Genomic DNA, 14,243 nt, shown 5'->3' with positions numbered 1-14,243 from the left:
GGACGGGCAAGATCGGGGATGGAAAGATCTTTGTCATGTCCCTCGATGATGCCGTCAGGATCAGGACAGGGGAGACAGGGGTGGAAGCGCTCTGACAGCATCACTACAAATTGAAGCTTGATGGACTTTTTACGAGGTTGTCAAACCTGGAGGATAAGGTAATGAAAACGAGGGTAAATCTGGTAATTCTATTATCTGTTCTAACAATCCTGCTGCTACCGGCTTTTGGTTTTGCAGACACCGCTCCTACGGCCGCCGAGGTTCAGAAACACCTGGATTTTGTCTGGACTCTGGTGGCCGCCTTTCTCGTGTTTTTCATGCAGGCCGGCTTCGCCATGGTGGAAACAGGGTTCACCCGTGCCAAGAATGCCTCTAATATCATCATGAAGAACCTGATGGATTTTGCTGTCGGATCGCTTGGCTACTGGGCCATCGGGTTCGGGCTTATGTTCGGTGTCGCCTGGAAAGGCATCATCGGGACCAGCGGATTCTTTTTCGGCGGTATCGGGGGCGACCAATGGACCCTGGCCTTCTGGATGTTTCAGGTGGTATTCGCGGCCACTGCGGCCACTATTGTGTCAGGCGCAATGGCGGAGCGAACCAAGTTTATCGGGTATCTGATCTATTCCGTATTCATCAGTGCCCTCATTTATCCTGTATTTGGAAGTTGGGCATGGGGCAGCCTTTTCCAGGGTTCCGGATGGCTGGAACATCTTGGCTTCATTGACTTTGCCGGGTCCACGGTGGTCCACTCCGTGGGTGGTTGGGCGGCGCTGGCGGGAGCTATGGTTCTCGGTCCCAGGATCGGAAAGTACACAAAAGATGGCAAGGTGAACCCCATCCCGGGCCACAACCTGCCTTTGGCCGCCCTGGGAGTCTTCATCCTCTGGTTCGGCTGGTTCGGCTTCAACCCCGGGAGCACCACAGCCGCCATCCCCGATATCGCCGGAATCGCCGTGAACACCAACCTTGCCGCGGCGGCAGGAGCCGTCATGTCAATGATCGCCTCCTGGGTCCTGTTTAAAAAACCGGACGTGGGAATTTCCCTTAATGGAGCTCTGGCCGGCCTTGTGGCCATTACAGCAGGCTGTGCCAACGTCTCCCCCGCCGGCGCCGTCGCAATCGGAGGCATAGCCGGAGTAGTGGTCCTCTTCTCGGTTCTGTTTTTCGACAAGATCAGGATTGACGACCCGGTGGGAGCTATTTCGGTACATGGCGTCTGCGGCGCGTGGGGAACCCTGGCTGCCGCAATTTTTGACATAACGGGGCAGGCACATATAGGAGTTCAGCTCATCGGGATCGCCGCAGCATTCGTGTGGACTTTCACCATAGCTTTCATCCTCTTCAAAATCATCGACAAGACTATCGGACTGAGGGTATCCAAGGAAGAGGAAGAGATGGGTCTCGATACTTCAGAGCACGCCGCGACGGCCTATCCCGATTTTTCGGTCAGCAGTTTTTAGCTTACCGGAATCAGGTACCATTACATACACGTTAAGGGCCGGCCCGAAAAGGCCGGCCCTTAACAATTATTACCCTGTTTTCATAATGGTTTTATTTCAACGCAGATTTACGGGGAAGCAAAGGAACAGTCACTCTGTTAATGGGGAAAAGCTAATTGGGCACAGGGTACACAGGGTTAAAGAAAACCTTCTCCCTTAGGGATTGCTTCGCATGGGGTCTGCTCGCAATGACATAACGCCCACCTGCAGGCTACAACCTGATGCCGTAAGACCTCAGCAGCAACACCGTTTCCATGAGCGGAAGACCCATGACGTTGGTGTAGGAACCCACAATCCCCTCAACGAAGATAGCCCCCCTTCCCTGGATCGCGTAGGCCCCGGCTTTGTCCTTGTACTCCCCGGAATCGAGGTACCAGCCTATTTCCCATTCCTCAAGCTGTTTCATCCTCACCCGCGTCTCGATGGTAACCACCCGTTTTTTGTCCTTATTGATCCAGACGGCGGCAATGGCTGAAAGAACGGTGTGTTCTTTTCCAGCAAGCCTTCTCAGCATGGCTTTCGCATCCCTCTTGTCCCTGGGCTTGCCAAGGATCTTGCGGCCATTGAGAATGACTACAGTATCGCAGCCCAAAACGATATCGTCCGGGTAGTCCTTGGCCACGCCTTGCGCCTTCTCCATGGCAAGCCGCTCCACGTGTTCCCTGGGCGTCTCTTCAGGCCGGAGCTTCTCGCTGATCTGGGGAACCACTACCTCAAATTTGAGCCCCGTCAGGGCAAGCAGCTCCTGTCTGCGGGGCGATGCGGATGCGAGGACGATCTTTTTGCGGCGTGACCACCATCTCTTTGCGATTCTCATTGGATTTATTTTCTCGTCATCTGTTTGATAATCTCGTAAAAAATCCATCAAGTTTACACCGGGATTTTTTAATGCGCGTGTTTGTTTTTACCACACGGAGCTCAATTAAACCACTTTTCCGGATCGGTTGCCAAGGAGCGTCCACGGAAGTTCGCCATCCCTCCTGTCAAAGAGGATCCGGTCCGCATCCGGAAAAACCCGCTGGAGTTTCCGCAAGGACATACCTCCAACGGGGAATGCCCCCAGTACTTTCCCCAGGTTTCTGTCCCCAAGGGAGATCAGGGCATCCAGATAGGCGCCCCGTATGGAACCGGCCTGGAACTTGACCCCTCCCATACGTCCTAATTTTTCCCTCAAGGACTTCAGCCTTCTCGACAGTACCTCCTCGGCCGCCATGGGCTCCCTTTCCAGGGGAGTATGCGGTTTGGGAACAAACGGATTTACACTGACCGTTATGCTCCCGACCTTCCCCCTTCTGCGCCCTGCCTTTACCACTTTGTCCCTGACGTGGCCCACCAGGTCTGAAATAGCCAAGATATCACAGTCCTCTTCACCTGGCAGCCCCACCATGAAGTACAGTTTCACGCCCGGAATCCGTGCCTGCTGAAGCAGGTCCACCGCATCCATGACCGCATCGTCCGTGAAGCCTTTACCTACTGTCCTTCTGAGAGCGGCCGTCCCGGCTTCGGGGGCAAGAGCGACTGTTCGGTGCCCACTTGCCGCGAGCATTTCCGCCAGTTCGGGGGTCATGCGTTCCAACCTGATGGATGATGGAGAAAATCTTCCTCCCAGCTTCAGGATCATCCTTCCGGCATCATGAAGCCCCGGATGGTACGATACCGCCGTCCCCACCAGTCCGATCTTCTTCCTGTACTTAAGGCCGGTCCGTACCTCCTCTTCCATTTTTTCCAATCCCAGGAAACGCACCGGGCCGCACACATGGGAGGCCGCGCAAAAGCTGCATTTCGCACCACATCCCCTGGAGATCTCAAGTGGATACATAGAGCCGAATTCGGTGCTCCGTGCCACAACCGCGGGACGGGCAGGTTTTACATCCAGGGAAGAAAGCATGGATCGCCTGACCCATGAGGGCGCCGGCTCAATCGGCCTGGGGATTCGGTACCGGGAGCCTTTCGCCTCCACCACACTGTACCTGGACGGGACATAGGCACCGGGCAGGCCGGACACCAGATCCAGGAGCTGCTCCCTGTCGCCAAGATGCCCGGCAGAGAGGAGAATGTCAGGGAGGTTATCGAAGACAGGTTCGGAATCGCCGATGATTACCAGGTCGAAAAATGGGGCGGCCGGCTCAGGGTTGATTATCAGGGCTGCTCCGCCGCCCAGCACAAGGGGTCTGCTTCCCCGTGGTGCGGACGGGGCGGCTCCTCCCGCTTCCAACATCCGGGGGAGATGAACAAGATCCGGCTGAAAGGAAACGGAAAACGCGACAACATCAAACTCGGACAGGGAATGGCTGCCATCGGGGAAATAGAGCCTGTTTCCCTCCCAGAAAACCCTTCGTACATCAAAACCTGGAACATCAAGAAAACCTCTCAAAATCGCCTGGTAGCCGAGGTTTGACATGCCCACCCAATAGCTGTTGGGATAGGCTACCGCCACCCTCAGTGAGCCCCCCCTGGCAGGCCGGGGGGAAACCCAGGCCTCCTCCAGCGGGCCCCGTGCGGTCATCTTTCCTTAATCCGCCTGGCGCCTTAAAAACGCAGGGACCTCAAACTCATCCTCCTCAATGACTGATATTGACGGACGTCTGGCCTTTTCCGGTGGGGTTTCGGGCTCTGTCTTTCTGATGAAAGTCGGTAATTCAGTGTCCTGGGCATCGGCACCTCCCCAGGAAGGTCGCCTGGAGTCAAGCCCCCGTGTATGTTCCTGCCCGAAACCGGTCGCTATAACGGTCACCATGAGATCCTCACCCATGGAATCATCCTCGACCCATCCAAAAATAATCTCGGCGTCCTCGTGAACCGCACTCCGGACAATGGCCGAAGCGCTCTGGATCTCCTGCATCCCGATGCCTTTACCGGCGGTGATATTGATAAGGACACCCCTGGCGCCATCGATGCTGTTGTCCTCCAGAAGAGGACTGGAAATGGCCGTCTGGGCAGCCTCGGGAGCCCGGTCATCACCCTGCGCGATCCCGGTGCCCATGAGAGCCCGCCCTTTCCCTTCCATGACCCTTTTCACGTCAGCGAAATCAAGGTTAATGATTCCAGGCTTGGTGATGAGATCGGATATACCCTTGACCGCGCAATGGAGAACATCGTCCACGATCTGGAAAGCCTCCGTGGCGAGGGCGCCATGTTTGATAACCGAGAAGATGCGATCGTTGGGAATTACGATAAGGGTGTCAACGTTTTTCCGCAGCTCTTCCAGCCCGCTTTCCGCGTTCTTCATCCTCACGCGGCCTTCGAACTCGAATGGCTTGGTCACCACCCCGACGGTGAGAACCCCGACATCCTTCGCCAGTCCCGCGACCACCGGAGCGGCCCCGGTGCCCGTTCCACCCCCCATGCCTGCGGTGATGAACACCATGTCAACGCCCTGGATCGCCTCGTGAATCAGATCCTTGCTCTCCTGCGCCGAACGTAATCCAATCTCGGGGTCCGCCCCGGCGCCGAGGCCGTGCGTCACCTCCGCCCCCAACTGGATTTTCGTGGAAGCGTTGGATTTCTTCAGTGCCTGCGCATCTGTGTTGGCGGCAATGAAGTCAACGTTTTTCAACCGTGATTTAATCATGTTGTTAATGGCGTTGCCACCGCCTCCTCCGACCCCTATGACCTTGATCCGGGCCTGAAGGTCCCTGCCTTCCTCTACGAACTGAAACATGCGTCACCTCCCTGGGATAATAACAGTGTTCCCCGTACTGTTTTGATAGTATCGTAAAAAGTCCATTCGCGGCTTTTTACTCAACAGAAAGCGAAAAGCGTCGTTTTCACTTTCCTCACAAATCTTCGATTTGGGCGCCCTCCCCGGACGCATTGATGACTTTTTGGTAAGTCATCACGTTCAGATGAAATCCTTTAACCAGTCCCTCATCTTTGCCAGTATTTTGTCGAAAATTCTCGATTCGTTTGTTCCAAAGCCCCCCTCTCCGCCGTGGGTGGATCCGTATTTGATAAGCCCGACCCCGGTCGCATACATGGGGCTTTTGACCACGTCAACCAGGCCACCGACATCCCGCGGATATCCAACCCGGACCGGCATATTGAAGACCTGTTCGGCCAGTTCGGCCATGCCGCTCATGATTACCGTTCCCCCGGTCAGGACGATGCCGGAAGCTATGCGGTCATTATGGCCCGACTTGAGTATTTCCCGGTTTATAAGCTCGAAAAACTCCTCCGCCCTCGGTTCAATAATTTCCGCCAGGAACTTTCTCGAAACCTTCTTTGGTCTATGACCGCCAACGCCCAACACCTCTATTTCCTCATCGTCACCGACCATTTCGGTGAGCGCACAGCCATACTCCTTCTTGATCTTTTCCGCTTCAGTGGCCGGGCTTCTAAGACCGTAGGCAACATCGTTGGTCAGGTTGATACCCCCCAGAGCGAGAACGGCGGTCTGCTTTATGCTGCCGGCGCCGAAGATTGCCAGGTCAGTGGTTCCGCCTCCGATATCAACAAGCGCGACCCCAAGTTCTTTCTCCTCATCAGTGAGAACCGCGCCTGCGGCGGCAAGAGGTTCGAGGACGATATCCAGGACGTCGAGACCGGCGCGGTTACAGCTTTTGATAATGTTTTGTGCGGACGTTACGGCGCCTGTCACAATATGTACCTTGGCCTCAAGGCGGACACCGGACATCCCCAGGGGGTCGATAATCCCGTCCTGATCGTCCACTATGTATTCCTGGGTCAGGGTGTGGATGATCTCCCGATCCAGCGGCATGGCTACCGCCTGGGCTGCGTCGATAACCCTCTCAAGGTCTTTTTTGGTAACTTCCCTGGTCTTGACCGCCACCACCCCGTGGCTGTTGAATCCTTTAATATGACCGCCCGCAATCCCGGCATAGACCGCCTGGATCGGCACCCCGGCCATGAGTTCAGCCTCCTCAACAGCCCTTTTAATGGAATCGACGGTGGCATCAATGTTGATCACCACTCCTTTCCGAAGACCTTTGGACGGGGTGGTGCCGATCCCTATGATCTCGCACCATCCCTTCTCATCCACGGCAGCAACGACGACACAGATTTTCGTGGTCCCCACATCCAGCCCTACTACAATGCGTTCCCTACCCTTGGCCATGGCGAATTCCTCCCAAACCCGAGGCGGTTGATTTTCGGTTAACCCCGTCATTTCTTCCGGGCATTTTTATAATCCTTCCTTCGAAACGCAGATCGTACCCGGCCGCCCTGGTATCGAAATGTTTCGACGCCATGAGCCTTGCCAGGCGATTCAATTCATCCTTGGATCCATCAGGCGACATGACCAGGGTGATCCCGGTTTTCACCAGGGCCACCAGAACCATCCGCTCGTTTTTCACCCTTATCTCCGATATGGCATCGGGCCCCAGGAGGCCGGATACTTCCAGACTTCTCAGAACTCTCAGGGCGCCCTCCGCATCGGCCGCCCGGTCGCCGGGATTCCAATCCCCCGACAGCCCTGTTATCAGCGGCATTCCACCCGGATACCTCCCGGATTTCCTCAGTACGACACCGTCCATATCCACCACGGGATACCCCCGCCCCATGATTACCGCTACGGGATGACGTTCCTGTATGTTGATCTCCAGGGTGTCCGGAAGCTGCCTTACCACAACGGCACTCCTGACCTGGGGAAGTTTCTCCACCCTTTTCAGGACATCGGCGAGGTCCACCCTCAGGAGCGGGGTCCCTTCCTGAACCCCGGAGGTCATGATAATCTTCCCCCTGCCAACATCCCGGGATCCTGTGACAACGATCCTCTTCACCGAAAGGGCAGGCAGGTCGATAAGGGCATTGCCGCCCAGCCAGCCACCGTAGATCAACGAAACCATTGTCAGTCCCGCAATCACCCCCCTTAATACCCACCAGCTTTTTGCCGCCGTCTCACGCAGCGGACGTCCCGCATCCCGTCTTTTCACCGCGCTTTTTCTTCTGACGGTCTTTCTGGAAAGGGGTTTATTCCTGCTTCCCATAACTATCTGCTTCCCTCTCCCGCGGTTTTGAGCATCTCCATGACCAGGGATTGAAAATCGATGCCCATCCCCAGGGCCGACTTGGGAAGAAGGCTTGTGGGCGTCATTCCTGGAATGGTGTTTACCTCAAGGACCTGAAACTTTCCGTCCCTGCCCCTTAGATCAACCCTCGCCGCCCCGCAGCACCTGAGCGCATGATAGGTTTCAAGACCCGTCGTACGAATAATCTCCGTCATTTCCGGCTCAAGGGGCGCCGGCACCCTGTACTCATCTGCGCCGGTGACATATTTGGTCTTGTAATCATAAAACCCGTTCGCCGTTACGATCTGAACAACGGCCAGCGGCTTTCCGTTAAGGATGCCGACGGTGTATTCCTCCCCAGCCACGAAGGACTCAACCAGCACGTACGGGTCATGCCGGGAGGCATCCCTGATTGCCTCCCTGAGATCCCGTTTCTCCCGGACAATGGAGATGCCGATGGTGGAACCCTCCCGGCTCGGTTTCACCACGACAGGGCATGGCAGATGGATCTCACGATCATAATCTCCCGGACCGATAGTGATGTAGGACGCGGTTGGGATGCCGCAGGCATCGAGTATCCTCTTGGTCTGGATCTTGTCCATGGCAAGCGCCGATGCGAGGACACCACTGCCTGTATAGGGTGCGTCCATGAGTTCCAGAGCTCCCTGGATTGTCCCGTCCTCCCCGCCCCTTCCGTGGAGAGCGATAAAGGCTACATCAACCCCTTCCCTGGACATTTCCGAGCGCCAATCCCGGGCGGTATCCACCGTCACCGCATCGACCCCATTTTCCAGGAGGGCGGAATAGATGGAGTTTCCCGTGGTAAGGGAAACCTCCCTCTCGGCGGATCGTCCACCCATGAGTACCCCTACCTTAGTAGACAACTCTCACCTCCTCCTTCAGACCAACCTCAAACTTTTTCAGGACAGCGGCCTTTACCATCCCGGCCAGCGCCTCAAAATCAGCGGCAGTCGCGCCGCCCACGTTAACGAGGAAGTTGGCGTGGACATCCGAAACCCGTGCGCCCCCCACGGTCAGACCCTTCAGGCCTGCCGCCTCTATGATCCTTCCGGCGTTATCTCCCTCCGGGTTCATGAACCAGCAGCCGGCGCTGGGAAGGCCCAACGGCTGCCTCGCCTTCTTTCTTGCGAGCATTTCATCCATTCGTATCCCGACAGCTTCAGGGCTGTCCGGCGAAAGCCTGATCCTGACCCTGGTTATGACGGCGTCCCCCGGAAGTGCCAACCGCCGGTACCTGAAGTCCAGATCCTTTCTCTCAATCCAGGAGGTTCTGCCGTCGACCACAATCTGGATCCCCATTACAGCCCCCGCCATTTCCCCGCCGCCGGCCCCGGCGTTCATCCTCACCGCGCCCCCGATGGTTCCGGGAATTCCGGCTGCGAATTCGAGGCCCGCAAGCCCCATTCGGGCCGTTTTAGCCAGTATCCCGGCTGTCCTTGCAGACGCGCCGGCCTCCATGATCGTTTCGTCGATTTCCTCCACACCCCCAAATCCTCTGCCCAATCGGATGACGCATCCTCCAAAACCCGACTCCGGAAAAAAAACGTTGGTGCCGCTGCCCAATATCATCCAGCCGGTGTCCCTTCCCTCAAGGACGCCAAGCAGGGTCCGAAGGTCCTGAGGGGTCTCAGGTATGGCCAGGAGAGCGGCCTTTCCGCCTACCTTCAGGGAACAGTGGCGGGACATTGGTTCTCCTCTGTGGACAGGGCCTGAAAAACCCTCCGCCCGCAGCATCTCCGGCAGGTCTTTCATCCCAGACCTTCCAGCCTGCGAAACACCTCTTCCCCGGCTCGCCAGATGTCTCCGGCACCCAGGGTCAGGAGGAGGTCCCCTTTTTGAAGTTCGCCGAGAACACGGTCAACAGCGCCATTCCATGCCCCTACATATTTTACGTAGCGATGGCCATGCCCGATCATCATCGCAGCGACATTTTCACCGGTCAGTCCCTCTATGATGTTCTCCCCGGCTGCGTAAATATCGCAAACCAGGACCTTGTCGGCGTTATGAAAGGCCGTCCCGAAATCCCCCAGGAGATCCTGCGTCCTGGAATATCTGTGCGGCTGGAAGAGAACCACGATCGGCCCGTCCCATCCCTGGCGGGCCGCCTTCAACGTGGCCTTGATCTCGGTGGGATGGTGGCCGTAATCGTCGTAAACGGCGATACCAGCCGCCATCCCCTTGAACTGGAACCGTCGCTGAACACCCCGAAAGGAGCCCAGCGCCCTGGAAATCGTATCGAAAGGAATATCCAGCTCAAGCCCTACCGCGATGGATGCCAGCGAGTTGTAGACATTGTGCACTCCCGGCACACGCAGGTTAACGGTACCAAGAGGCTCCCCGTCCAACTCGGCAAAAAAAGATGATCCGAACCCTGAATGGACCACGTCGCGGGCCATCACATTAGCCTGGGTGGTCAGACCGTAGGTCAGATATGGTCTGTCTATCCCGAGCAGGAGACCGGCCACCTCAGGATCGTCAAGACACAGGATTGCCCTGCCGTAAAAGGGGACCTTGAGCAGGAAACGCCGGAAGGCATCCCTCAGATCATCGAAGGTCCCATAGTGATCCATATGCTCCCTGTCGATGTTGGTCACCACCGCGATGGTCGGTGTCAATTGCAAAAAGGAGCCGTCGCTCTCATCAGCCTCGGCCACAAGATAGTCCCCTGCCCCAAGCAGGGCGTTTGTCCCTAGGCTGTTGAGTTTTCCACCTATGACCATGGTGGGGTCCAGGTCCGCCTCCGCCATTACCGTCGCAACCATGGATGTGGTGGAAGTCTTGCCGTGGGAGCCGGCTACGGCGATTCCGTATTTCATGCGCATGAGTTCATTGAGCATGGTGGCCCTTGCCACGACGGGGATACCCGCCTCCTTTGCCGCCACGACCTCAGGATTATCCTCCTGGATTGCCGAGGAAATGATCACAACGTCAGGGGTTCCAATATTTTCGGCGCTATGCCCGGTCCGGACCCGGGCGCCAAGTGCTGCAAGCCTTTCGGTTGTTTCGCCGGCGACCAGGTCTGACCCTGAGACCACGTATCCAAGGTTAAGCAGCACCTCGGCAATCCCCGACATACCGATACCGCCGATTCCAACGAAATGAAGTTTTCGTGTCTTTCGAAGTTTGACCAAACCAACATTCTCCTATTGTCGGGCTGCTTTAATTCCGGTGCCCCAATCCTTCCACACGGCGGATCTCCTCGCCGGCGATTCTGCGCGCCGCGTTCACTGTACCTGCCCTTTTGCACGCGGACGCCATCCCTTCAAGAAGGGATGGGGAATTTAACAGATGTTCTATTTCACCCAGGAGCAGGGCGGGGTTTGCTCCGTCAGCTTCCAGGGTTACCGCTCCGCCGAATGTCTCCAGCCACCTGCTGTTCGCCCTTTGGTGGTTTCCCGCCGCATGGGGGAAAGGGATGAGAATTGCCGGGAGACCGGCGGCGGCAAGTTCGGACACCGCCATAGCCCCAGCCCGCGACAGGCACAGGTCAGCCCTGGCATAGTAATTCCCCATATCCGGAATGAAGGGAACTACCTCAACCTCGACCCCTTCCTTCTCGTAGTGGTCTTTCACCCTTTCCTCGTGAATCGCGCCGGTCTGGTGTATCACATCCAGGGAGCTGTTACCCCTTAGAAGAGCCGGCACCGCTTCCATGGCAAGGTCGTTGAGTTGGGCCGCCCCCTGGCTGCCTCCCAGGATCAGCAGACAATGTTTCCGTTCCCCGGCAGTGTTGTCTTTTTCACCGGAAATAAGGGCCTGCCGCCGGATGGGGTTACCCGTAATGACCGTCTTTTCCGTGGGAAAAACCGGCTTATCTGTTGGAAATCCCAAGTAAATCCTCTGGACAAAGCGCGAAAGAAACAGGTTCGCCTTCCCCGGAATTACGTTCTGCTCCAGGATGCATCTGGGTATCCTCCTGAGCGCGGCGGCGATCACCCCTGGAACAGAGGCATATCCCCCCACTCCCACCACGAGGTCAGGAGATAATCGGCCGAGAATTCTGTACGCTTTCAGGACCGCCCTCATCAATCCCACCGACCTTGCAACTCCTCTCATTGCTCCCATATTAATAATGCCCGCCACTGGAAGCGTTACCAGTTCATATCCCATCTGCGGAACCACCCTCGTTTCCAGCCCCCTCTCGGCCCCCATAAAAACGATTTCCGTTCCGCTCTCCATTTCACGAAAGGCATCCGCGATGGCCACCCCCGGAAAGATGTGCCCGCCTGTCCCTCCCCCCGCAATAATCACTTTCATGCCGCGCTTTCCCTGGAAGCCACATTGAGCACGACTCCTATGGCGAAGGCGGAAGTCAAGAGAGAAGATCCGCCATAACTCATGAATGGAAGCGGCAATCCCTTCGTGGGCAGGAGCCCGACCACGACCATGCAGTTGATAAGCGCCTGCAGGCCGATCATCAGCGTCATGCCGGCAGCGAGCAGGGTGCCGAAGTGATCGGGAGCATTCCGGGCGATCTTCATCCCCTTGGCCGCCAGCACTGCGAATAGGGCAAGAACGATCGCCACACCCACGAACCCCAGTTCCTCCCCTACCACGGCCAGGATGAAATCCGTATGCGATTCCGGGAGGAAGAGAAGTTTGCTCTTTCCACCCCCAAGGCCGGTTCCCAGGATTCCCCCATCCCCGAAGGCAAGGAAGGACTGTACCAGTTGAAAACCGGAACCGGCATATTCCTTCCAGGGATCCAGAAACGCCTGGATCCTTTGAATTCTGAAATCCCTGTTGACAACCAGGTAGGCAACCACGGGGATAGCGGCAAGGCCGAGGCCGACAAGCCTTCTAAAGGGAATCCCCCCCACAAAAAGGATGGAACATCCCAGTATCCCGATAAAAATGGCAGTGCCCAGGTCCGGTTCAGATACGATAAGTCCGAGGATAATGGCGAGGATGACAATGGGCTTTATCAGCATCCTCCCATCCTTACGAATATCATCGCCGCGATCTCCCAGGTATCTTGCCAGGTAGATTACAACGACCAACTTGGCGAACTCGGCGATCTGAAAGGAGAAAGGGCCAAGCTTGAGCCACCGCGTCGCGTTGTTCGCGGTGTGGCCAAGCGGGCTCAGGACCACCCCCAGGAGCGCCACGGTAAGTATCAGCAGAGGAGCAGCGCCCGTTCTCCATGTCTGATAAGGTATCAACGAGACGACGACCATGGTCAGTAGTGCTGCGATACTGAAGAAAAGCTGCCTTTTGAAGAAAAACGCGCTATCCCCCATGTCCCTGTACGCCCTGACGGCGCTGGCACTGTACACCATGACCGTACCCAGGATCATCAGGGCCAGGACCGCTATTACGATTGCCGGATCAACTCTGAAACTTTTCATCTTTCCCCACCAATGTAACGCCTAACCAGTTTTTTGAAGATCTTTCCGCGCTCTTCGAAACTATTGAACATGTCAAAGCTGGAGGAAGCTGGAGAAAAGAGGATCTCATTGCCGGGTCTGGCCCGGTCAACGGCCTCCCTCACCGCCTCGTTGAGGTTCCCTGCCATGAAAACAGGGGCGGTATTCTCAAGGACTTTTCGCATCCTCTCGGCGGATTCACCGATCAGGATCAATCGGCTGACTTTACGCGAGACCAGCTCCCTCAAGGGTTCGAAGGAAGTGCCCTTGTCCTTTCCACCCATGATCAGAATCACGTCGGAATGCAGCCCCTCCAGGGACCGCACCGTCGCTCCGACATTGGTCCCTTTTGAATCGTTGTAAATGGGGACCCCGCGGAAAAAAGCTACAAGCTCCATCCTGTGTTCCAATCCGGGGAAGGTTTCCATGACCTGGGCCATGCTGGAAGGCTGAATACCCATCTTCCATCCCGCCGCAACCGCCGCAAGACAGTTCTCCAGATTGTGTTTCCCGGTAAGACGGATCTCACCGGAACGAATGACCTCGATCTCTTCCCCTCCATCCCGGATTACGATCCAGCCCGAGGTGAGAAGGGCGCCCTGCTTCAGGTTTTTCTTTCTGCTGAAGGGAAACAGGCGTGGGCGAATATTCCGTGTCATTTGCATGACAACGGGATCATCGGCATTAATTACAGCCCAGTCTTCCTTCCCCATGTTCATAAAGATGTTGGCTTTGACCCCAAAATAGTCTTCCTCGCCGGCGTAGCGATCGAGGTGATCCGGGGAGACGTTGAGAAGTACCCCGATAGCAGGATGGAACCTTTCCACCGTTTCGAGCTGAAAGCTCGAAACCTCCACGATTAAATAGGAGAGTCCCCGTTCCCTGGGGATGATCTCCGTTACAGGCATTCCAAGGTTTCCACCCACTGCAGAAGGAACCTTTCCAACCCTGGAAAACTCACCGAGGAGGGTGGTGGTGGTTGATTTGCCGTTGGTGCCCGTAATTGCCACCCAGGGGGACTGGGATAACCTGTAGGCCAGTTCCATCTCCCCGATGACAATCGACCCACCTTTAACGGCGTGCCGCACAAGCTCCGAATCCACCGGCACTCCCGGGCTCAGGACAACAACAGCGTATTCTTCAGCAAGTTCCACGGGATGTCCTCCCCACCTTACATCTATCCCCGGGTGTAGTTTTCCGGGCAGGTCGGTGAAGTCTTCTTTGGCTTTCTGCTCGCTAACCACAACCGTGCAGCCAAGGCCCGCCAACAACTCGGCCGCCGAACGACCGGAACGCCCGAAACCCACCACGAGGATGGGCATGCCTTCCTCAAGGAATTTTCCAATGGGGTCTTCAGGGTCCCTTAACCTTGGCTTCATTTTTCGCAT

13 protein-coding genes are annotated in these 14,243 nt (G+C 56.5%); 2 read left to right on the top strand and 11 right to left on the bottom strand.

The genetic code is table 11. The features are described from left to right. Positions 1-95: P-II family nitrogen regulator (locus GXP52_08195; protein NOY87263.1), on the top strand; the 95-nt coding region annotated here is incomplete at its 5' end. A 66-nt stretch (positions 96-161) separates the two neighbouring features. Then, positions 162-1,463 (top strand): ammonium transporter, encoded by a 1,302-nt coding sequence (gene amt, locus GXP52_08190; GenBank protein NOY87262.1) that lies wholly within the window; start codon positions 162-164, stop codon positions 1,461-1,463. Between the two features lie 250 nt (positions 1,464-1,713). On the opposite strand, the gene GXP52_08185 is transcribed toward amt, so the two are convergent. From GXP52_08185 to murD, 11 genes are all read right to left on the bottom strand, one after another. Continuing rightward, on the bottom strand, positions 1,714-2,319 hold the full coding sequence (locus GXP52_08185) for a septum formation inhibitor Maf (GenBank protein ID NOY87261.1): 606 nt from the start codon (positions 2,317-2,319) through the stop codon (positions 1,714-1,716). 105 nt (positions 2,320-2,424) lie between these two features. After that, positions 2,425-4,008 (bottom strand): radical SAM protein, encoded by a 1,584-nt coding sequence (locus tag GXP52_08180; protein NOY87260.1) that lies wholly within the window; start codon positions 4,006-4,008, stop codon positions 2,425-2,427. A gap of 6 nt (positions 4,009-4,014) precedes the next feature. Continuing rightward, positions 4,015-5,163 carry a cell division protein FtsZ gene (gene ftsZ / locus GXP52_08175; protein NOY87259.1) on the bottom strand — a complete coding sequence of 383 codons (1,149 nt, stop codon included), beginning with the start codon at positions 5,161-5,163 and terminating at the stop codon, positions 4,015-4,017. 180 nt (positions 5,164-5,343) lie between these two features. Next, positions 5,344-6,576, bottom strand: a complete 1,233-nt coding sequence (gene ftsA, locus GXP52_08170; GenBank protein NOY87258.1) for a cell division protein FtsA — start codon at positions 6,574-6,576, stop codon at positions 5,344-5,346. Beyond that, entirely contained in the window at positions 6,563-7,447 is an 885-nt protein-coding gene (locus tag GXP52_08165; protein ID NOY87257.1) for an FtsQ-type POTRA domain-containing protein, read from the bottom strand. The genes ftsA and GXP52_08165 overlap by 14 nt, the downstream gene beginning before the upstream one ends. Positions 7,448-7,449: 2 nt before the next feature. Then, positions 7,450-8,328 carry a D-alanine--D-alanine ligase gene (locus tag GXP52_08160; protein NOY87256.1) on the bottom strand — a complete coding sequence of 293 codons (879 nt, stop codon included), beginning with the start codon at positions 8,326-8,328 and terminating at the stop codon, positions 7,450-7,452. Positions 8,329-8,341: 13 nt separating this feature from the next. Continuing rightward, positions 8,342-9,241, bottom strand: a complete 900-nt coding sequence (gene murB, locus GXP52_08155) for a UDP-N-acetylmuramate dehydrogenase (GenBank protein NOY87255.1) — start codon at positions 9,239-9,241, stop codon at positions 8,342-8,344. Then, positions 9,238-10,620 (bottom strand): UDP-N-acetylmuramate--L-alanine ligase, encoded by a 1,383-nt coding sequence (locus tag GXP52_08150; GenBank protein ID NOY87254.1) that lies wholly within the window; start codon positions 10,618-10,620, stop codon positions 9,238-9,240. The genes murB and GXP52_08150 overlap by 4 nt, the downstream gene beginning before the upstream one ends. A gap of 28 nt (positions 10,621-10,648) precedes the next feature. Beyond that, positions 10,649-11,746, bottom strand: coding sequence for an undecaprenyldiphospho-muramoylpentapeptide beta-N-acetylglucosaminyltransferase (gene murG, locus GXP52_08145; protein ID NOY87253.1), 1,098 nt, complete (start codon positions 11,744-11,746; stop codon positions 10,649-10,651). Continuing rightward, a complete protein-coding gene (gene ftsW / locus GXP52_08140; GenBank protein ID NOY87252.1) occupies positions 11,743-12,837 on the bottom strand; it encodes a putative lipid II flippase FtsW in 1,095 nt (364 codons plus the stop codon). Before ftsW ends, murG begins: the two co-directional genes overlap by 4 nt. After that, the gene (murD, locus tag GXP52_08135; protein NOY87251.1) at positions 12,834-14,234 is read right to left on the bottom strand and encodes a UDP-N-acetylmuramoyl-L-alanine--D-glutamate ligase; all 1,401 of its coding nucleotides are present in this window, start codon (positions 14,232-14,234) and stop codon (positions 12,834-12,836) included. The genes ftsW and murD overlap by 4 nt, the downstream gene beginning before the upstream one ends. Positions 14,235-14,243 lie beyond the last annotated feature (9 nt).

Source organism: Deltaproteobacteria bacterium, from assembly GCA_013151915.1.
In the GTDB taxonomy this organism is placed as follows: domain Bacteria; phylum BMS3Abin14; class BMS3Abin14; order BMS3Abin14; family BMS3Abin14; genus BMS3ABIN14.
The sequence above is the reverse complement of the archived record's forward strand: the minus strand, read 5'-3'. Positions and strand labels throughout refer to the sequence as shown.

What these genes read in the sequence shown, in the direction of transcription:
- amt (NOY87262.1), top strand. Translation starts at nt 162, where the DNA reads ATGAAAACGAGGGTAAATCTGGTAATTCTATTATCTGTTCTAACAATC.
- GXP52_08185 (NOY87261.1), bottom strand. Translation starts at nt 2,319, where the DNA reads ATGAGAATCGCAAAGAGATGGTGGTCACGCCGCAAAAAGATCGTCCTC.
- GXP52_08180 (NOY87260.1), bottom strand. Translation starts at nt 4,008, where the DNA reads ATGACCGCACGGGGCCCGCTGGAGGAGGCCTGGGTTTCCCCCCGGCCT.
- ftsZ (NOY87259.1), bottom strand. Translation starts at nt 5,163, where the DNA reads ATGTTTCAGTTCGTAGAGGAAGGCAGGGACCTTCAGGCCCGGATCAAG.
- ftsA (NOY87258.1), bottom strand. Translation starts at nt 6,576, where the DNA reads ATGGCCAAGGGTAGGGAACGCATTGTAGTAGGGCTGGATGTGGGGACC.
- GXP52_08165 (NOY87257.1), bottom strand. Translation starts at nt 7,447, where the DNA reads ATGGGAAGCAGGAATAAACCCCTTTCCAGAAAGACCGTCAGAAGAAAA.
- GXP52_08160 (NOY87256.1), bottom strand. Translation starts at nt 8,328, where the DNA reads ATGGGTGGACGATCCGCCGAGAGGGAGGTTTCCCTTACCACGGGAAAC.
- murB (NOY87255.1), bottom strand. Translation starts at nt 9,241, where the DNA reads ATGAAAGACCTGCCGGAGATGCTGCGGGCGGAGGGTTTTTCAGGCCCT.
- murG (NOY87253.1), bottom strand. Translation starts at nt 11,746, where the DNA reads ATGAAAGTGATTATTGCGGGGGGAGGGACAGGCGGGCACATCTTTCCG.
- ftsW (NOY87252.1), bottom strand. Translation starts at nt 12,837, where the DNA reads ATGAAAAGTTTCAGAGTTGATCCGGCAATCGTAATAGCGGTCCTGGCC.
- murD (NOY87251.1), bottom strand. Translation starts at nt 14,234, where the DNA reads ATGAAGCCAAGGTTAAGGGACCCTGAAGACCCCATTGGAAAATTCCTT.